The organism is Pseudomonas paraversuta, assembly GCF_904063065.1.
Classification (GTDB): domain Bacteria; phylum Pseudomonadota; class Gammaproteobacteria; order Pseudomonadales; family Pseudomonadaceae; genus Aquipseudomonas; species Aquipseudomonas paraversuta.
Genome location: NZ_CAJFCL010000002.1, coordinates 129,852 through 148,618, shown reverse-complemented (window position 1 = coordinate 148,618; position 18,767 = coordinate 129,852). Strand labels below are relative to the sequence as shown.

15 protein-coding genes are annotated in these 18,767 nt (G+C 59.4%); 3 read left to right on the top strand and 12 right to left on the bottom strand.

Features of this window, described 5'->3' with window-relative positions; all coding sequences use genetic code 11:
* Window positions 1-19 precede the first annotated feature (19 nt).
* From JQ845_RS03785 to leuC, 12 genes are all read right to left on the bottom strand, one after another.
* Window positions 20-637 carry an SPOR domain-containing protein gene (locus tag JQ845_RS03785; protein ID WP_010656916.1) on the bottom strand — a complete coding sequence of 206 codons (618 nt, stop codon included), beginning with the start codon at window positions 635-637 and terminating at the stop codon, window positions 20-22.
* Window positions 621-1,928 carry a bifunctional tetrahydrofolate synthase/dihydrofolate synthase gene (folC, locus tag JQ845_RS03780; protein WP_203008349.1) on the bottom strand — a complete coding sequence of 436 codons (1,308 nt, stop codon included), beginning with the start codon at window positions 1,926-1,928 and terminating at the stop codon, window positions 621-623. The genes JQ845_RS03785 and folC overlap by 17 nt, the downstream gene beginning before the upstream one ends.
* A complete protein-coding gene (accD, locus tag JQ845_RS03775) occupies window positions 1,925-2,845 on the bottom strand; it encodes an acetyl-CoA carboxylase, carboxyltransferase subunit beta (RefSeq protein ID WP_003446146.1) in 921 nt (306 codons plus the stop codon). Before accD ends, folC begins: the two co-directional genes overlap by 4 nt.
* A gap of 271 nt (window positions 2,846-3,116) precedes the next feature.
* Window positions 3,117-3,740: a phosphoribosylanthranilate isomerase gene (locus JQ845_RS03770; protein ID WP_003446148.1), complete on the bottom strand. Its 624-nt coding sequence runs from the start codon at window positions 3,738-3,740 to the stop codon at window positions 3,117-3,119.
* A gap of 59 nt (window positions 3,741-3,799) precedes the next feature.
* Complete coding sequence (gene truA / locus JQ845_RS03765) at window positions 3,800-4,624, bottom strand: tRNA pseudouridine(38-40) synthase TruA (RefSeq protein ID WP_003446150.1); 825 nt, start codon at window positions 4,622-4,624, stop codon at window positions 3,800-3,802.
* 176 nt (window positions 4,625-4,800) lie between these two features.
* Complete coding sequence (locus tag JQ845_RS03760) at window positions 4,801-7,149, bottom strand: FimV/HubP family polar landmark protein (RefSeq protein ID WP_203008346.1); 2,349 nt, start codon at window positions 7,147-7,149, stop codon at window positions 4,801-4,803.
* 85 nt (window positions 7,150-7,234) lie between these two features.
* Window positions 7,235-8,245: an aspartate-semialdehyde dehydrogenase gene (locus JQ845_RS03755; protein WP_161720115.1), complete on the bottom strand. Its 1,011-nt coding sequence runs from the start codon at window positions 8,243-8,245 to the stop codon at window positions 7,235-7,237.
* A 155-nt stretch (window positions 8,246-8,400) separates the two neighbouring features.
* Window positions 8,401-9,513 carry an aspartate-semialdehyde dehydrogenase gene (gene asd, locus JQ845_RS03750; RefSeq protein ID WP_003446161.1) on the bottom strand — a complete coding sequence of 371 codons (1,113 nt, stop codon included), beginning with the start codon at window positions 9,511-9,513 and terminating at the stop codon, window positions 8,401-8,403.
* Between the two features lie 68 nt (window positions 9,514-9,581).
* On the bottom strand, window positions 9,582-10,664 hold the full coding sequence (gene leuB / locus JQ845_RS03745; protein ID WP_003446163.1) for a 3-isopropylmalate dehydrogenase: 1,083 nt from the start codon (window positions 10,662-10,664) through the stop codon (window positions 9,582-9,584).
* 67 nt (window positions 10,665-10,731) lie between these two features.
* Complete coding sequence (locus tag JQ845_RS03740) at window positions 10,732-11,499, bottom strand: class I SAM-dependent methyltransferase (RefSeq protein ID WP_202210819.1); 768 nt, start codon at window positions 11,497-11,499, stop codon at window positions 10,732-10,734.
* An 88-nt stretch (window positions 11,500-11,587) separates the two neighbouring features.
* Window positions 11,588-12,232, bottom strand: coding sequence for a 3-isopropylmalate dehydratase small subunit (gene leuD / locus JQ845_RS03735; RefSeq protein ID WP_003446167.1), 645 nt, complete (start codon window positions 12,230-12,232; stop codon window positions 11,588-11,590).
* Window positions 12,233-12,242: 10 nt separating this feature from the next.
* A complete protein-coding gene (leuC, locus tag JQ845_RS03730) occupies window positions 12,243-13,661 on the bottom strand; it encodes a 3-isopropylmalate dehydratase large subunit (RefSeq protein WP_003446169.1) in 1,419 nt (472 codons plus the stop codon).
* A 133-nt stretch (window positions 13,662-13,794) separates the two neighbouring features.
* Between leuC and JQ845_RS03725 the strand changes: the two genes are divergently transcribed.
* The 3 genes from JQ845_RS03725 to JQ845_RS03715 all read left to right on the top strand — a co-directional run bounded on the left by JQ845_RS03725 (window position 13,795) and on the right by JQ845_RS03715 (window position 18,766).
* Window positions 13,795-14,688 (top strand): LysR family transcriptional regulator, encoded by an 894-nt coding sequence (locus tag JQ845_RS03725; RefSeq protein WP_003446171.1) that lies wholly within the window; start codon window positions 13,795-13,797, stop codon window positions 14,686-14,688.
* 63 nt (window positions 14,689-14,751) lie between these two features.
* A complete protein-coding gene (locus JQ845_RS03720; protein ID WP_161720111.1) occupies window positions 14,752-17,370 on the top strand; it encodes a sensor domain-containing protein in 2,619 nt (872 codons plus the stop codon).
* A gap of 214 nt (window positions 17,371-17,584) precedes the next feature.
* The gene (locus JQ845_RS03715; protein ID WP_203008343.1) at window positions 17,585-18,766 is read left to right on the top strand and encodes an acetyl-CoA C-acyltransferase family protein; all 1,182 of its coding nucleotides are present in this window, start codon (window positions 17,585-17,587) and stop codon (window positions 18,764-18,766) included.
* The last annotated feature ends 1 nt before the right edge of the window (window position 18,767 follow it).

Sequence of the window (18,767 nt, the reverse complement as noted above, 5' to 3'; positions counted from 1 at the left end):
GTGACACCTTTTTACCGACTCAGCCACGCTCGGGCTGAAAGCGCACCACAAAACCCTTGAGATTTTGCTGCTTGCCGAGCAGATCGCGCAGGCGATCGGCCTCTGCACGCTCAAGCAATGGACCGACAAAAACCCGATTCATCCCGCCCGAAGATCGGACATAAGCGTTATAACCTTGATTTCTAAGGGTTTTCTGCAGGTTATCAGCGCTTGCACGATTAGACAGACTGACCAGTTGCACCGACCAGCTAATGGGCAAGCCGTTAGGATCGAGACGTTTTTGCGTGGTATCGAGCTTGGCAGGTGCCTGCGCAACCGTTTGAGCCGGCGTGACAGCCGGTGGTTTTGGCGCCGCAACCACAGGTTTTGCCACCGCAGCTGCCGGTGCCTGCTGCGTGACGACTTCCTGCTCAGGCGGTGCAGGCTCTTCAGCGATTACCTGCGGCTCGGGCACCGCAACCGGCTCTACCTTGACCTCGGGCATGACCGGCATCTGGGGTGCAGTCGGTGCATCGACCTGAATCTGGCGCTGCTCATCTTCGCGCGAGAACAGCATCGGCAAGAAGATCACGGCCAGCGCCACCAGTACCAGGGCGCCCACCATCCGCTGCTTGTATACCTTATCCAGCAAAGCCATTTGCAGCCTCCTCCGTGGCACGCCGCTGCAACCACTCGAGCGCTTCAGCGACGCAATAAAATGATCCGAACAACAGGATTTCGTCTTGCCCGGTGGCCTGCTCGCACTGTGCCTCAAGTGCCGCCTCGACACTGGCGAAAACCGAGACCCGAGCCCCCAGATCCTGCAGCGAGCCCTGAAGCTCAGCCGCCGGCCGGGTCCGCCCGGTATTCAGCGGTGCTACCGCCCAATGCGCGACCACTGGCGCGAGCTGTGACACTACGCCATCCAGGTCCTTGTCGGCCAGCAGGCCGAATACCGCCAGACGCCTGCCCGCTATCGGACGCTGTTGCAGACGCTTGACCAGATACTCCGCTGCATGGGGGTTATGGCCCACATCAAGCAGCATATTCAAGGTTTTTCCGTGCCAGTTGAACTGCCGACGATCCAGCCGACCTGTCACTTGCGTACCCTGTAACGCTTCAATAATTCGTTCAGGCTGCCACGGCAGACCTGTCAATGCATAAGCCTGCAACGCCAGTGCCGCGTTCTCCATCGGCAAATCCAGCAGCGGCAAGTCGCGCAACTCCACCACCTGCCCTGCCGCATCCCGGCCCTGCCAGTGCCAGACGCTGTCAGCAGTGGCCAGGTCAAAGTCACGACCACGTACAAACAGCGGGCAACCCAACTCTGCAGCCTTCTCGAGCAAGGGTTGAGGCGGGTTCAAGTCGCCACAAAGAGCAGGCTTGCCCGGGCGAAAAATGCCGGCTTTTTCGTAAGCCACGGATTCACGGGTATTACCAAGGTATTCCACGTGATCCACACCGATACTGGTGACCAGTGCCAAGTCGGCATCTACCAGATTGACCGCATCCAGTCGCCCGCCCAGACCGACTTCCAGCACCACGGCGTCAAGTTGCGCACGCTCGAACAGCCAGAAAGCCGCCAGCGTGCCCATCTCGAAATAGGTCAGTGAAGTCTGGCCCCGGCCAGCTTCCAAAGCGCTGAAGGCTTCGCAAAGCTGCTCGTCCGAGACCTCGGCGCCGTCGATCTGCACACGCTCGTTGTAGCGCAGCAGATGAGGAGAGTTATAAACCCCCACTTTCAGACCTTGCGCCCGCAGCAAGGACGCTACAAACGCACAGGTCGAACCCTTGCCGTTGGTGCCAGTAACCGTCACCACCCGAGGCGCGGGCTTTTGCAGGCCCATGCGGTTCGTTACCTCGCGCGCGCGATCCAGGCCCATGTCGATGGCAGATGGATGCAGCTGTTCAAGATAGGCGAGCCACTCGCCAAGGGTGCGCTCAGTCATATGTTTGCAGGTACCGGCGGAACAACGATAGCTTCAACAGGCGGCGCCACGAACACAGGCGTAGGCAGGCCCATCATTTGTGCCAGCAGGTTACCCAGGCGCGGGCGCAGTTCCTGGCGGGCAATGATCAAGTCGATTGCACCGTGCTCCAGCAGGAACTCGCTGCGCTGGAAGCCTTCTGGCAGTTTTTCACGAACGGTCTGCTCGATTACACGCGGGCCGGCAAAGCCGATAAGGGCTTTAGGCTCAGCCACGATTACATCGCCGAGCATCGCCAGGCTGGCCGAAACGCCGCCATAGACCGGATCGGTCAAGACCGAGATAAACGGAATGCCTTCTTCGCGCAGACGCGCCAGTACCGCAGAGGTCTTGGCCATTTGCATCAGGGAGATCAGGGCTTCCTGCATCCGCGCACCACCGGAGGCTGCGAAGCAGACCATCGGGCAGCGGTTTTCCAGCGCATAGTTGGCGGCACGTACAAAACGCTCGCCAACGATGGCGCCCATCGAGCCGCCCATGAAGGAGAACTCAAACGCAGACACTACCACCGGCATGCCCAGCAAGGTGCCACTCACGGAGATCAGGGCATCTTTTTCGCCGGTCTGCTTTTGCGCACCGACCAGACGGTCCTTGTACTTCTTGCTGTCACGGAATTTCAGACGGTCTACAGGCTCCAGATCGGCGCCCAGTTCGTTACGACCATCGACATCCAGGAAGATATTGATGCGGGCACGTGCGCCGATGCGCATGTGGTGATTACATTTGGGGCAAACGTCCAGGGTCTTTTCCAGCTCCGGACGATAAAGCACAGCGTCGCAAGACGGGCATTTGTGCCACAGGCCTTCAGGTACCGAGCTCTTTTTGACCTCGGAACGCATGATCGAAGGAATCAGCTTGTCTACCAACCAGTTGCTCATGCTTTCTTTCTCCAGTACCGGTGGCCAGAACGCTTGGGTTCAGGCCCCGTGTATGCCCTTGAGCTAAATTCATTAGGTATGCGGCGATGATTACCGGGGAGAAGCGGTCAGCACATGGCAAACCAGCGTAACCCCCGGACCCTCAGCCTTCCCGACAACACGCCCCAGAGCGGCCGCCAGTTTAATTTCTGCCCGTCGAACCACCGGGCCCGCCTGCTTTATACAGCGGTAATGATGGACGGTGGCAGACTGCCAACCGTCACATCGGGCATCAGTTTGTTGCCCGTACTGCCTGCATGAAGGCCCGAATCCTGTCGTGATCCTTGATGCCCTTGCTCTTTTCCACCCCGCCACTCACATCAACGGCATACGGCCGCACCTGAGTAATGGCCCGGGCCACGTTCTCGGCAGACAAGCCGCCTGCGAGGATAATCGGTTTGCTCAAATCCTGCGGTATCAATGACCAGTCAAAGGCCTGGCCGGTTCCCCCGGGCACCCCTTCAACGTAGGCATCCAGCAAAATACCGCTGGCACCGGCATACGCCTTGCAGGCGCCAGCGATGTCATCACCCGCCTTTACCCGCAACGCCTTGATATAGGGACGGTGGTAGCCCTCGCACTGCTCAGGGGTTTCATCGCCGTGAAACTGCAGCAAGTCCAGCGGTACGGCATCAAGTGTTTCGTTCAGCTCACAGGCCGTGGCATTGACGAACAACCCGACCGTGGTCACAAAAGGCGGCAAGGCGGCAATGATCGCGCGCGCCTGCTGCGCCGTTACTGACCGCGGACTTTTTGCGTAGAACACAAAGCCGATGGCGTCAGCCCCGGCACTAACAGCTGCCAGTGCATCATCTATGCAGGTAATACCGCAGATCTTGCTGCGAACGGCTGACATGTCGAATACACCTCAAGAAACGCGAAAGCCCCGGATGGTAACAAATGCTCATCCGGGCGTCAGCCGTCCAGTTCGGTAAAACCGGTCAAGAAATGTGGACCGATGTAACGTTGCGGCAATTGGAACTCATCGTGATATTCAACTTGCACCAGATACAGGCCATAGGGATGCGCTGTTACGCCACCGGAACGACGGACCCGGCTCTCCAGCACTTCCTTCATCCATTCCACCGGCCGCTCGCCAGTGCCGATAGTCATTAGCACCCCGGCGATGTTGCGCACCATGTGATGCAAAAAAGCACTGGCGCGAATATCCAGCACAATCATCTGTCCATGACGTGTCACGCGCAGGTGATGCATTTCCTTGACCGGCGATTTGGCCTGGCACTGACCCGCACGAAAAGCGCTGAAGTCGTGCACGCCCAACAGGTAGCGCGCGGCCTCGGCCATCCGCTCGACATCCAGCGGGCGATGGTTCCAGGTAATTTCCTGATTCAGGTGCGCAGGGCGAATCTGATCGTTGTAGATCACGTAGCGGTAACGCCGGGCGATGGCTTTGAAGCGTGCATGAAAATGCGCCGGCATGACCTTGGCCCAGCTGACACTGATGTCATGGGGCAAGTTGATGTTGGCGCCCATGACCCAGGCTTTCAGGGAGCGCTCGGCCATGGTGTCAAAGTGCACCACTTGCCCGCAGGCGTGTACACCCGCATCAGTGCGGCCCGCACAAAGCAATGAAACCGGAGATGCGGCGACTTTCGACAAGGCATTTTCCAGGGTTTCCTGGACCGTCAGCACACCACTGGCCTGACGTTGCCAGCCGCTATAGCGCGAGCCTTTGTATTCAACGCCCAGCGCGATTCGGGAAAAGCCTTCGGCGGCCATTTCGGCTGCCGGGTTATCTATATTTGCCAAGGTGCTACAGCCTGCTCGTAAACGCAAAGTCGGCCATTATAAGGCGCACCCGCAAAGACGCCACGAAACAAATCATGGCGGAGATAAATCAGCATCGGGTTAACAGATCAAGGGCCGGCAAGCCGGCCCCCACAGGTGACAGCAGATCAAGGCAAGCGCGACAACAGCTCCAGGGCTTCAGCCTGCTGCTCCGGGTTACCCTCCTCGACAACTTCGGTCAGGATATCCCGCGCACCCTCGTCATCACCCATATCGATATACGCCTGGGCCAGATCAAGCTTGGTCGCCGTTTCATCGGCGCCCGACAAGAAGTCAAACTCGGGTTCGTCGGCAAAGGACGGGACTATCGATGGCTGCTCAAGGCTTTCGGACAAGCGCTGCAACTCCGCATTGACCTTGTCCAGCTCAAGCGCAAAGCTGTCCGGCTCAGCGGCCGGCGCAACCGGTTCGTCAGCCAGGGACAAATCGAAATCAGGCGGCAGGTCCAGATCGAAGTCGGACATGTCGCTACCCGACGTCTCAGCCTGCTGCTTGAGCACATCTTCAAAGCTCTGCTCGTCACCGGATTTCTTCTCGGGCGGCAACTCGGCAGGCGACGCCGCTTCAAGGTCATCCAGACTCAGATCAAAGTCCTGATCGAACTCGTCAACGGCCGGCCTGGCCTGTGGCTCAGGCTCCACTTCGCGATCATCGCGCATCATCTCTGTGACAAACTGCGCCTGTAATTGCGCAGCAACCGCAGCCGTGGCGATACCGGCTGCCAGTGCCATGGCCGGATAGCGATGCTTGAGCTGTTCAACCTCAGAATGATTCTTGCCGTTGGCAATCAGCTGCCGCTCCTGGGCAACAAAGGCATCACGCTCGCCCAGTTCACCATAGACCTGCATCAACTTGAGTCGCAGATCACTGCGTTGCGGCTCTTGCTCGATTGCACCTGCCAGCAGTTGCTCGGCCTCTTTGAGCTGACGCTGCTCAATCAACTGTTCAGCCTGGACCAATGCATCGGCCTGCGGGCTGACCAGCGTCTGGGCAACCACCACTGGCGCAACCGGAGGTACCACCAGTGCTGCCGCAGCTGGTGCCGCCTCGAGCTTGACGCTCGGCGGTGGAACTTCAAGCCCTTCGAAGCTGCTTTGCGGCATGTCCAGATCAGATGGGAACTCGGCCTCTTCCTCAAGCTCACGGGCCATCCGCGCATGCCTTTGCGCCGCCTGCAGGGCTTTACGGCGACGCACCAGCAGCAGCGCAAGCAGCAACAACAAGACCGCCGCGCCACCGACCAGACCCAGCAGCCAAGGGCTGTGCAACAAGTCCTGGATGCTGCGCTCTGCACGCGGAGTGGCACTATCGTCCTGCGCCGGAGCTGGCGGCACCGCCGTCGCCGGCGCACCTTCATCTGCCGGCGCGATGTCAGCTTCCGGAGCGTCCACAGCCTGCCCCGGCAGCGGGACCGCTATCGCCGCTGCCGGATCGACTGGCGCCGAACTGTCAGCCTGCAGCTTGGCCAATTGATTGTTTTTCAACTCGATCAAGCGTTGCAGCTTGTCCAGCTGGCTTTGCAAATCCTGCATCCGGCTTTGCAGCTCGGCATTTTCACGCCGGGCCGAATCCAGACCTTCCTGGGTCGTCGCCAGCTTGTCGCTGATATTTTTGGCATCGCCAACTGCACCCTTGCCATCGGCAGCGCTCGCCGCAACCAGGCTCAGGCTGTCACTACCGCCAGCCTTGGCAGGACTGGTAGCCGCAACCGGCTGCCGACCGGTCGCATCCAGCTGCTGGGCCAATGGCGTGGTACGACGCCCATTACGCCAGTCGGCATTCTGGGAAGCGACTTCATTGATGGCCTTGCCTTGGGACAGCTGGACACTTTGCGCGGCATCCGGCATGCGCAATACCTGACCGGTCTTGAGCCGATTGATGTTGCCGTTGATAAAAGCATCAGGGTTGAGCGCCTGAATCGCCAGCATGGTCTGCTGGACCGAGCCGCCATTGCGCGCCTTGGCCGCGATTTCCCACAGGGTGTCACGGGACGTGGTGGTGTATTGACCTGCATTTGCAGGCGCGCCAGAGGCAGCCGCAGCGGTTTGAGGAGAGAACTTGGCCGGGTCCAGCAATACGCTGTAGTCCCGCAGCAAGCGGCCGCTTGGCCACATCACCTGCACCAGAAACTTTACGAAGGGCTCGGACAAAGGCTGGCTGGAAGTGACGCGCAGCACGCTTTTGCCGTTGGCATTGATTACCGGCGTAAAACGCAGATCATCCAGGAATGCCGGACGCGGCACCCCGGCCTTGGTGAATTCGTCAGGCGGTGCCAGGCTCGGCACCACTTCAGCAGCGGTCAGATCCTTGACGTCCAACAACTCGATTTCAGCCAGCAGAGGCTGGTTCTGAGTCGACTTCAGGGTCAGCTCTCCGAGCCCGAGCGCCTGCGCCATACCGGATGACAGCGCCGAAGCGGCGGCGATTGCTAACACTAATTTGCGAACCTGAAGCATAGCCTCTTCCTTATTGGTACAGGCCTCGTCCCCCGAGGCCTGTATAGCTTCTGGAACCCTGCTGGAAATTGACGCCAAGTATCTTTTACAGAATATCTTTAATCAACAACTCAGCCAGTTGCACGGCATTCAAAGCGGCGCCTTTTCTTACGTTATCTGACGTCATCCAGAAATTAAGTTCAGAAGTGTCGTCTACAGCATGGCGCACCCGGCCGACATAAACCACGTCTTGTCCTACCGCATCGCCCACCGCCGTAGGATAGTCGCCCGCCTCTACCAGCTCGATACTTTCAGCGGCTTCAAGCGCCGCATTCACCGCATCCAGATCCACCGGCCCGGCAAGTTGCACGGCAACACTGAAGCTATCGCCAAAAAATACCGGAGCTTGAATGCAGGTCACCGAAACTTTCAGCGCGGGCATAGCCAACACTTCACGCAATTCCGTTACCAGGCGTTTTTCCAGTGGTACATGACCTTGTGCATCAGGCTTGCCCACTTGCGCCAAGAGGTTAAACGCCATCTGGCGATCAAAAAAACTGGTCTCCAGCGGATGCAGATTCAGTAGTGCGGTGGTCTGACGCGCCAGCTCGGAAACCGCTTCACGACCTTGGGCAGAAACTGCCAGACATGCCGTCACGTTGACCCGCTGAATATCCAGCAAGCCGCGCAGGGGCGCCAACACTACGGCAAGAGCGGTTGCCGACGGGCTCGGGCTGCTGATTTGCAGCGGCTTTGGCAACCCGGCCAATACTTGGGCATTGGCCTCGGGCACCACTTGCGGGGCCTGGGCCGCGGGCAATGCGCCCGACAAATCAATAATCGCGCACCCGCCAGCGCGGGCCTTGGCAGCAAAGCTCAGGGTCACGGCGGGGCCGGCAGCGAAAAACACCAGCTGCACTTTGCTGAAGTCAAACTCATCGACTTCACGCACTCGGACGTTTTTGCCCCGAAAAGGCACCGAATGCCCGGCTGACTCGCTGCTGGCCAGCAAATGCAAATCAGCGACCGGAAAATTGCGCTCTTCGAGAATTTGCACAATGGTTTCGCCGACAGTGCCGGTGGCGCCGACGACGGCGATATCAAAGGACTGGTTCATGCATCTACCTCAGGCGAAACGTGGGGAGCGGCACTGTACCGGGCGCAACCTTTGCAGGCAACGGACAGTGCCCGCCAGCGCGGCAGTAAAAAGCGCCACTCATTAAAAAGCCCGCCTCTCTTGCGAGAGGCGGGCCTGGCTGCAACCAGGGCGGATTAACGCTCCAGCAGAATCCGCAGCATGCGGCGCAACGGCTCGGCCGCACCCCACAACAACTGGTCGCCCACGGTGAACGCACCGAGGAACTGCGAACCCATGTTCAGCTTGCGCAGACGGCCAACCGGCACATTCAGGGTACCGGTTACCCGGGTAGGGCTCAGTTCCTGGATGCTGTCTTCACGATGATTGGGCACCAGCTTGACCCAAGGGTTGTGCTGGCTGATCAGACCTTCGATGTCGGCAATTGGCACATCCTTGTTCAGCTTGATGGTCAAAGCCTGGCTGTGACAGCGCATTGCACCGATACGCACGCAGATACCATCCACCGGAACCGGGTTCTTGAAGCGACCCAGGATCTTGTTGGTTTCGGCCTGGGCCTTCCACTCTTCGCGGCTTTGACCGTTTGGCAGCTCTTTGTCGATCCACGGGATCAAGCTACCGGCCAATGGCACGCCGAAGTTCTCGGTCGGGTACGCGTCGCTGCGCATCGCTTCAGCGACACGACGGTCGATATCGAGGATGGCGCTGGCCGGATCGGCCAGTTGATCGGCCACAGCAGCGTGGGTCGAACCCATTTGCTTGATCAGCTCGCGCATGTTCTGCGCGCCGGCACCGGATGCCGCCTGATAGGTCATGGCGCTCATCCACTCCACCAGACCGGCCTCGAACAGGCCGCCCAGACCCATCAGCATCAGGCTGACAGTGCAGTTGCCGCCGATGTAGTTCTTGGTGCCCGCATCCAGCTGCTGGTCAATCACCCGGCGGTTGACCGGGTCCAGAACGATCACTGCGTCATCCTGCATCCGCAGGCTCGACGCTGCATCGATCCAGTAACCTTGCCAGCCTGCCTCACGCAGCTTGGGGAACACCTCAGTGGTGTAGTCGCCGCCCTGGCAGGTCAGGATTACATCGAGGGTTTTCAACTCTTCAATGTTGTAAGCATCCTTGAGCGGGGCGATATCCTTGCCCACAGACGGACCCTGTCCACCGACATTGGAAGTAGTAAAAAACACCGGCTCAATAAGATCGAAATCCTGCTCTTCCAGCATCCGCTGCATGAGCACAGAACCAACCATACCGCGCCAACCGACCAGACCTACACGCTTCATCACAACGACACCTTTAACAAAAAGTGGGGTCGTTACTTCCACCAACAGGAAGTAACGGGCCAGAGAGATTACAGATTCTGTAGCGCCGCGACTACTGCATCGCCCATTTCCTGCGTTCCGACCCTGGTGCAACCCGCCGACCAGATGTCGCCGGTACGCAAGCCCTGGTCCAGAACCAGGCTCACGGCCTGTTCAATGGCATCGGCAGCGGCGGTCTGATTGAAGCTGTAACGCAGCATCATCGAGACCGACAAAATGGTTGCCAGCGGGTTGGCAATGCCCTGCCCTGCGATGTCCGGCGCCGAACCGTGGCATGGCTCGTACATGCCCTTGTTGTTGGCATCCAGGGAGGCCGACGGCAGCATGCCGATGGAACCGGTCAGCATCGACGCTTCGTCCGACAGGATATCGCCGAACAGGTTGTCGGTTACGATCACATCGAACTGCTTGGGCGCACGCACCAGCTGCATCGCGGCGTTGTCGACGTACATGTGGCTCAGCTCGACGTCCGGGTAGTCCTTGGCCACTTCCTCGACCACTTCGCGCCACAACTGGCTGGAAGCCAGCACGTTGGCCTTGTCCACCGAGCACAGCTTTTTACCGCGCACACGGGCCATGTCGAAGCCGACCCGGGCGATACGGCGAATTTCGCTTTCGCTGTAGGGCAGCGTGTCATAAGCCTGACGCTCGCCGTTTTCCAGCTCACGGGTGCCACGGGGGGCGCCGAAGTAAATGCCGCCGGTCAATTCACGAACGATCAGAATATCCAGCCCGGCAACGATTTCCGGCTTGAGGCTCGAGGCATCTGCCAGTTGCGGGTAAAGAATGGCCGGACGCAGGTTGCCGAACAGACCCAGTTGCGCACGGATTTTCAGCAGGCCGCGCTCAGGACGGATATCACGCTCGATCTTGTCCCATTTAGGGCCACCCACGGCACCCAGCAACACCGCGTCGGCGGCACGGGCGCGCTCCAGGGTCTCATCTGCCAGGGGTACGCCGTGCTTGTCGATGGCTGCGCCGCCGAGCACGTCATGGGTCAGTTCGAAGTCGAGCTGGAACTTGTCATTGGCCAGCTCCAGTACTTTTACTGCCTGGGCCATGATTTCCGGACCAATACCGTCACCTGGAAGAATCAGAATCTGCTTGCTCATGGGTCTCTCGCTACCTGTCAGTTGATCCCCCCTGAGGGGTATCCATAATTTTTATTGTCTGGTGCTTTTATTTTTCACACCAAAGAACCAATACGTCGGTACTAAACGAACCATCAGGTTCGATTTCAAAATAATCACGCACTTCAGTGCCCATGGATTGCTGCAACTCGCGAATGGCCACGCTCATGCTCACCGGTGTACGCATGCGCTCAATCCAGGAGCCGAACTCTAAACGCAAACGCTGACGCTGTGTGCTGCGGGTATGCAAACCGGCCTCACTGACCTGGCGCAGCCACTCGCCTGCAGAATAATCACGCACATGACTGGTATCGCGCAGCACCTCGACACTTTGCAGATAAGTATCGAACAGCGGGCTACCGGGCGACATCACGTCGATAAAAGCCGCCACGCCACCGGGTTTGAGCACCCGCCGCACTTCGCGCAAAGCCTGGCCCAGGTCGCTCCAGTGGTGAGCGGAATAACGGCTGAGCACGTAATCAAACTCGCCATCGGCAAACGGCAGACGCTCCGCCGCACCGCGCTGGGTGCTGATATTGCCCAGACCGCGATCCTGGGCGGCGGCGCTGACGACATCGAGCATTGGCTGCGACAGGTCGTAGGCCACCACCTCGTTAACCAGCGCCGCCACATGAAAACTGACATGACCGGCACCGCAGCCCAGATCCAGTACCCGGGCATCCTGCTTGCCGGACAGCTCGGCCTGTAGCAGGCCGAACTCGGTGCCTTGCGCATGCACGGCACTGCTCAGATAGGCCGAGGCCTGTTCACCGAACTGCTTTTGTACAACCTGACTGTGACGGGCGCTGCTGCTCATGTTGAAGTCCCTTGTTTGATGGGCTGCCCTGATCGCTGCAGCAGCGATCAGGGCCGGCATTACGCGATTGCTGTAGGAGCGAGCTGATTCAAGCGTCGCGAAACAACCAGGGCTGGCTCGCACGGTGCTTGCTTTCAAAGGCGGCGATGGCCACATCGTCCTGCAAGGTCAGGCCGATATCGTCCAGGCCGTTAAGCAGGCAATGCTTGCGGAAGGCATCGATCTCGAATTTCAGCACCTTGCCATCCGGACGCGTCACGGTTTGCGCCTCAAGGTCGATACTGAGCTGATAACCCGGCTCGGCCTCGACCTGGGCAAACAGTTCATCGACCTCGGCGTCGCTCAAAATGATCGGCAACAGGCCATTTTTGAAGCTGTTATTGAAGAAGATATCGGCATAGCTCGGCGCGATGATGCTGCGAAAGCCGTATTCTTCCAGCGCCCAGGGCGCGTGCTCACGGCTGGAGCCGCAGCCGAAGTTCTCACGGGCCAGCAACACACTGGCACCCTGATAACGCTCGGCGTTGAGCACAAAGTCCTTGTTCAACGGGCGCCGGGAGTTGTCCTGGTACGGTTGCCCGACATCCAGGTAGCGCCACTCGTCAAACAGGTTCGGACCAAAGCCGGTGCGCTTGATGGATTTCAGAAACTGCTTGGGAATGATCTGGTCGGTATCCACGTTGGCCCGATCCAAGGGAGCGACAAGCCCGGTGTGCTGAGTAAAAGCTTTCATGCGCAGCTCCTTAAACCAATTCGCGGACGTCGATGAAACGACCGTTTACAGCAGCGGCGGCGGCCATCGCCGGGCTCACCAGGTGAGTACGACCACCGGCGCCCTGACGGCCTTCAAAGTTACGGTTGGAGGTCGAAGCGCAGTGCTCGCCCGACTCCAGGCGGTCCGGGTTCATGGCCAGGCACATCGAACAGCCCGGTTCACGCCATTCAAAACCGGCCTCCAGGAAAATCTTGTCCAGACCTTCGGACTCGGCCTGGGCTTTAACCAGACCCGAGCCCGGCACCACGATCGCCTGCTTGATGGTGGAGGCCACTTTGCGGCCCTTGGCGACCACTGCCGCAGCGCGCAAGTCTTCGATCCGCGAGTTGGTGCACGAACCAATGAACACGCGATCCAGCTGGATATCGGTGATCGCCTGATTGGCGTTCAGGCCCATGTACTTCAAGGCACGTTCGATCGAACCACGCTTGACCAGGTCAGCTTCCTGCGCCGGATCGGGAACGTTCTGATCCACCGCCAGAACCATTTCAGGGGAGGTACCCCAGCTGACTTGCGGCTTGATCTGCGCCGCATCGAACTTGATCACGCTGTCGAAATGCGCGTCGGCATCGGAAACCAGATCCTTCCAGGCTTCCACGGCCAGATCCCACTCGGCGCCCTTCGGTGCAAACGGGCGACCCTTGACATAGGCCACGGTCTTTTCGTCCGCTGCAACCAGACCCACGCGGGCACCGGCTTCGATGGACATGTTGCAAATGGTCATGCGCCCTTCAACCGACAAATCGCGAATCGCACTGCCGGCAAACTCAATGGCATGACCATTGCCGCCTGCGGTACCGATTTTCCCGATCACTGCCAGCACGATGTCCTTGGCGGTCACGCCGAACGGCAATTGACCTTCAACCGAGACCAGCATGTTTTTCATTTTCTTGGCCACCAGACACTGGGTGGCGAGCACGTGCTCCACCTCGGAAGTGCCGATACCGTGGGCCAATGCGCCAAATGCACCATGGGTCGAGGTGTGCGAATCACCGCAAACCACGGTCATGCCCGGCAAGGTCGCGCCCTGCTCGGGGCCGATCACGTGAACGATGCCCTGGCGGATGTCGTTCATTTTGAATTCGGTGATGCCGTACTCGTCGCAATTGTCGTCGAGGGTTTGCACCTGCAAACGGGAAACCTGGTCGGTAATGGCCTCAATCCCGCCCTTGCGCTCCGGCGTGGTCGGTACGTTATGGTCCGGGGTCGCGATGTTGGCATCGATGCGCCAAGGCTTGCGCCCGGCCAGACGCAGACCTTCAAAGGCCTGCGGCGACGTCACTTCATGAATGATGTGACGATCGATGTAGATCAGCGCCGAGCCATCGTCGCGCTGCTTGACCAAATGCGAATCCCAGAGCTTGTCGTAGAGCGTTTTGCCGGCCATCAGACGGTTTCCTCATCAGCTACTTTTCTGTGCCAATAACCACTTGGCTTGTGAGGTCGATCCTATGGCGTTACAGTTAATAACTCAAATTCATAATTTTCATGCTTTGGATAACCAACAGGAATTCGAATAGATGGATCTCGCGAATCTCAATGCTTTTATCGCTATTGCTGAAACCGGGAGCTTCTCCGGGGCTGCCGAACGCCTGTTCCTGACCCAGCCGGCGATCAGCAAACGCATCGCCAGTATCGAGCAGCAACTCAAGCTCAGGCTGTTCGACCGGCTGGGCCGCGAAGTCAGCCTGACCGAGGCCGGGCGGGCCTTGCTGCCGCGGGCCTACCAGATCCTCAACGTCCTGGACGACACCCGCCGGGCGCTGAACAACCTCAACGGTGAGGTCAGTGGCCGCCTGACTCTGGCCACCAGCCATCATATTGGCCTGCACCGCCTGCCGCCCCTGCTGCGCGAGTTCACCCGCACCTACCCGAAGGTCGCGCTGGATATTCAGTTCCTGGACTCAGAAGTGGCCTACGAAGAAATTCTCCACGGCCGCGCCGAACTGGCGGTCATCACCCTGGCCCCGGAGCCCCATTCGCTGATTCGCGCCGTGCCGGTGTGGGATGATCCGCTGGACTTCGTAGTCGCCCCCGAACATACCCTCACCCGCCGTTCGAAGGTCAGTCTGGCCGACATTGCCCACCATCCGGCAGTGTTTCCGGGCGGTAATACCTTCACCCACCATATTGTCCAGCGCCTGTTTGAAGCCCAGGGCCTGACGCCCAATATCGCCATGAGCACCAACTACCTGGAAACCATCAAGATGATGGTCTCCATCGGCCTGGCGTGGAGCGTCCTGCCGCGCACCATGCTCGATGAGCAAGTGGCATCGATCGAGTTACCCGGCATTCAACTGACGCGCCAGCTAGGCTACATCGTGCACACAGAAAGAACCCTGTCCAATGCCGCACATGCCTTCATGAAACTACTGGATGCCCAGGTCGACAGGGGTCACAGTGAGCAACCCTGAGATCGCTCCAGCGGTTCAGAAGCAAAACCGTCTCAATGGATCGAGATCCAAGGATCGCAGTCAATGCCATACCAGAGATATACCAGCCTCCCCCTAGACGGTTTGACTGAGGTTGACCCGATATCGCTGGAACACGGCAGGCAAAACAACGGGTCAGCGCAGCCCTGGTACTGGGACATTGAAACGGGGCTCATCAACAATGCAAGCCATCGGCGCACACGCCAGCAAGCGCTCAACAACTCAGAACAGCGCTTCGCCACACTCTTTCATTTATCGCCCCACATGGTGCTGCTGGTGCGCATCGAAGACGGGTTGATCAGTGAGGCCAACCATTGGTTCGAGAGCCTGCTGGGCTGGCCGTTAAACCAGGCAATCGGGCGTACGACCATCGAACTGGGGATCTGGCCAGATCCCCGGCAGCGCAAACAATTCATCAAGAACATACGCAGCAAAAATGCCTCGGTGAGTATGGAAGTCTGCCTGCAGGGCCGTGATGGACAACTGCACGACGGCATCCTCAGCGCACAAAAAGTCGAACTGGAGGGCGAGGCCTATCTGGTCAGTACCTTCATGGACACCCGCAAAAGCAAAGAAGTCGAGCAAGCCTTGATCGACAGTCAGGAGCGCCTGGACCTGGCGCTGGACTCGGCACAACTGGGTACCTGGGACTGGCATATCCCCAGCGACAGACTCTACGGCTCGGCCCGTGCCGCCCAACTGCACGGCCTGCCGGCAGAACCGTTCAACGAGTCATTCGAAGCGTTCTTCGACGGTGTGCCCGAAGCCGAGCGTGACAATATGCGCGACACCTATCGCACACTGCGCGAAGGTCCCGCCGGGAGTTATCAACTGACCTATCGGGTGCCCGGCGAGAACGACACTTCACGCTATATAGAAAGTCGTGCCCGGCTCTATCGCGACGCTGAAGGTCTGCCCCTGCGCATGGCCGGGACCTTGCTCGACATCACCGAGCAAGTGGAGCGCGAACAACGCCTGAGCGCCTCCGAAGACAAATTTGCCAAGGCATTCCACTCCAGCCCCGATGCCATCACCATCAGCGAACTTGCCACTGGCAACTATCTGGAAGTGAATGACGGCTTCAGCCGGCTGACCGGATACAGCAGCGCCGAGGTGATTGGCCGCAGCCCTTACGAACTGGGGATCTGGGGGCATAGCTCACAGCGTCAGGCATTACTCGACGAGATCAAGGAAAAGGGCCGTATCCGCAACCGGGAAATACTCGGGCGCTCCAGACGCGGCGCCCTGCTCAACCTTGAGATATCCATCGAACCGATCACCCTTAATGACACCCCCTGCCTGTTGCTTACTGCCCGCGACATCAGCCAGCTCAAAGCGGCCCAGGCCCAGGCCAGCCACCTGGCCTACCACGACCCGCTGACCAACCTGGCGAACCGCTCGTTGCTGCTGGAGCGCCTGAACCATCAGACCGAGCTGCTTGAACACCATGATCTGCGCGGGGCGCTGTTGTTTCTGGATCTGGATCACTTCAAACACATCAACGACTCGCTCGGGCATCCGGTGGGCGACTCGGTGCTGAAAATCATCACCGCCCGGCTCGAAGCCAGTGTCCGCAGCGAAGACACCGTGGCACGCCTGGGCGGTGACGAGTTTGTAGTACTGCTGACCGGTCTCAAGGGTTCGCTGCAAGCAGTCACGCTTAATGTTCTGCGTACTGCCGACACCTTGCGCGAGCTGCTGGCCGAACCCATGTTTCTCGATGGCCAGCGCCTGCAAGTAACCCCCAGCATCGGCATTGCCTTGCTGCCCGACCATGGGATCACCGCGACAGACCTGCTGAAACGGGCCGACATTGCCCTGTATCGGGCCAAGGATTGCGGGCGTAATACCAGCCAGCTATTCGATTTTTCCATGCAGGCTGCGGCCAGCGAACGCATGAACATGGAAAGCGCCCTGCGCACAGCGTTGGCACGCAACGAGTTCAGCCTGCACTTTCAGCCCCAGGTCGACGCCCGGGAAAACCGCATCGTCGGCGCTGAAGCACTGCTGCGCTGGCAGCACCCGCAACTGGGGGCACAATCCCCGGCCCATTTCATCAAGATCCTCGAAGACAGCGGCCTGATTCTGGAAGTGGGCGCCTGGATTCTCGATGAAGCCTGCCGTTCGTTCGGCAAATTGTTGCGCGAAGGCCTGATCGACCCCCAGGCATTCAGCCTGTGCGTCAACATCAGCCCCCGGCAGTTTCGCCAAAGCGACTTCGTGGAACAGGTCAAGCGCAGCCTGTTGCACCATGACCTGCCCTGCTCGATGCTCAAGCTGGAAGTCACCGAAGGCATCGTGATTCAGAATCTGGAAGACACCATCGCCAAAATGCAGGCGCTCATCGCGTTGGGAGTGAGCTTTGCGATGGACGACTTCGGCACGGGCTACTCCTCGCTGACCCATCTCAAACGCCTGCCTGTGGACACCCTGAAAATCGACCAGTCGTTTGTGCGCGACGCCATTAACGCCCCCAACGATGCGGAAATCATCCGCGCCATTGTTGCCATGGCCCGCAGCCTGAAAATCAAGGTGGTGGCCGAAGGCGTCGAACAAGCGGCCCAGCTCCAGTTTCTGCAGAGTATTGGTTGCCATCTGTACCAGGGCTACCTGCACAGCCGGCCGGTGCCTCTGGCCCAGTTCCGCAAACTGCTGCAACACTGACCCCACCTGAAAACCCCGAAACCCCTGTAGGAGCGAGCTTGCTCACGAGCTGTTCCAACCCGGCACGAAGGGCTATCGGGCACGTTCGCTCCTGCATCTCATGGCCCACATCCCATGAAGAGCGGATTTACCCTGCAAACGGACTACTCTGTGCCCCCTGGCCCCATGAAATAATCCAGCCTGTTACGAGTCAGAAAAATAATAAGGACCTACCATGCAAACCTCCGAGATTTTCATCCTGGGCGCCCGGCGCACCGCCATCGGCACCTTTGGCGGTGCACTCAAGGACGTTGCCCTGTGCGATCTGGCCACCACGGCAGTCAAGGCCGCCCTTATCGCTAGCCAGGTCGATCCGCAACGCATCGGCCACGTGGTGATGGGCAACGTGATTCCAACCGCCCCCCAGGACGCCTATCTGGCACGAGTGGCTGCAATCAACGCCGGCATCCCCAAGCAAACCCCCGCGTACAACGTTAATCGCCTCTGCGGCTCGGGCCTGCAGGCGATCATTTCTGCCGCCCATACCCTGATGCTCGGCGATGCTGATTTCGCCATCGGCGCCGGGGCCGAGTCCATGAGCCGCGGCCCGTACTTGCTGCCATCCGCCCGCTGGGGCGCGCGTATGGGCGATGCCCAGGTGCAGGATTACATGCTGGGCATTCTCCACGACCCGTTCCACGGTATTCACATGGGGATCACTGCCGAGAATATTGCGCAGCGCAACCATATCAGTCGCGAGGTACAGGACGCCCTGGCGCTGACAGACCAGCAGCGTGCCGCCCACGCCATCGCCCAGGGTTATTTCGACAGCCAGATCGCTGCCGTCGAGGTTAAAAGCCGCAAAGGCAGCGTCTTGTTCGACGTTGACGAACACCCGCGGGCTACCACCCTGGAACAGCTTGGGCAAATGAAGCCGGCGTTCAAAAAAGACGGCAGCGTGACGGCCGGTAACGCCTCGGGGCTCAACGACGGCGCCGCTGCGCTGGTGTTGGCCAGTGGTGCCGCGGTCAAGGCTGACAATCACGCGCCTGTTGCACGCCTGGTGGCCTATGCCCACGCCGGGGTAGAACCTGAACTGATGGGGCTGGGCCCCATTCCGGCGACTCGTCTGGCGCTCAAGCGCGCAGGCTTGAAGATCGGCGACATGGACGTGATTGAAGCCAATATCGCCTTTGCGGCCCAGGCCTGTGCGGTGATGCAAGAACTGGAAATGGACCCGGCCCGGGTCAACCCCAATGGCTCCGGTATCGCTTTGGGCCATCCAGTGGGTGCCACCGGCGCGATTATCGCCACCAAGGCCATCCACGAACTGCACCGGATAAAAGGCCGCTATGCGCTGGCCACCATGTGTATCGGTGGCGGTCAGGGCATAGCGGTTATTTTCGAGCGAGTCTGAA

What these genes read in the sequence shown, in the direction of transcription:
- JQ845_RS03785 (WP_010656916.1), bottom strand. Translation starts at nt 637, where the DNA reads ATGGCTTTGCTGGATAAGGTATACAAGCAGCGGATGGTGGGCGCCCTG.
- folC (WP_203008349.1), bottom strand. Translation starts at nt 1,928, where the DNA reads ATGACTGAGCGCACCCTTGGCGAGTGGCTCGCCTATCTTGAACAGCTG.
- accD (WP_003446146.1), bottom strand. Translation starts at nt 2,845, where the DNA reads ATGAGCAACTGGTTGGTAGACAAGCTGATTCCTTCGATCATGCGTTCC.
- JQ845_RS03770 (WP_003446148.1), bottom strand. Translation starts at nt 3,740, where the DNA reads ATGTCAGCCGTTCGCAGCAAGATCTGCGGTATTACCTGCATAGATGAT.
- truA (WP_003446150.1), bottom strand. Translation starts at nt 4,624, where the DNA reads ATGGCCGCCGAAGGCTTTTCCCGAATCGCGCTGGGCGTTGAATACAAA.
- JQ845_RS03760 (WP_203008346.1), bottom strand. Translation starts at nt 7,149, where the DNA reads ATGCTTCAGGTTCGCAAATTAGTGTTAGCAATCGCCGCCGCTTCGGCG.
- JQ845_RS03755 (WP_161720115.1), bottom strand. Translation starts at nt 8,245, where the DNA reads ATGAACCAGTCCTTTGATATCGCCGTCGTCGGCGCCACCGGCACTGTC.
- asd (WP_003446161.1), bottom strand. Translation starts at nt 9,513, where the DNA reads ATGAAGCGTGTAGGTCTGGTCGGTTGGCGCGGTATGGTTGGTTCTGTG.
- leuB (WP_003446163.1), bottom strand. Translation starts at nt 10,664, where the DNA reads ATGAGCAAGCAGATTCTGATTCTTCCAGGTGACGGTATTGGTCCGGAA.
- JQ845_RS03740 (WP_202210819.1), bottom strand. Translation starts at nt 11,499, where the DNA reads ATGAGCAGCAGCGCCCGTCACAGTCAGGTTGTACAAAAGCAGTTCGGT.
- leuD (WP_003446167.1), bottom strand. Translation starts at nt 12,232, where the DNA reads ATGAAAGCTTTTACTCAGCACACCGGGCTTGTCGCTCCCTTGGATCGG.
- leuC (WP_003446169.1), bottom strand. Translation starts at nt 13,661, where the DNA reads ATGGCCGGCAAAACGCTCTACGACAAGCTCTGGGATTCGCATTTGGTC.
- JQ845_RS03725 (WP_003446171.1), top strand. Translation starts at nt 13,795, where the DNA reads ATGGATCTCGCGAATCTCAATGCTTTTATCGCTATTGCTGAAACCGGG.
- JQ845_RS03720 (WP_161720111.1), top strand. Translation starts at nt 14,752, where the DNA reads ATGCCATACCAGAGATATACCAGCCTCCCCCTAGACGGTTTGACTGAG.
- JQ845_RS03715 (WP_203008343.1), top strand. Translation starts at nt 17,585, where the DNA reads ATGCAAACCTCCGAGATTTTCATCCTGGGCGCCCGGCGCACCGCCATC.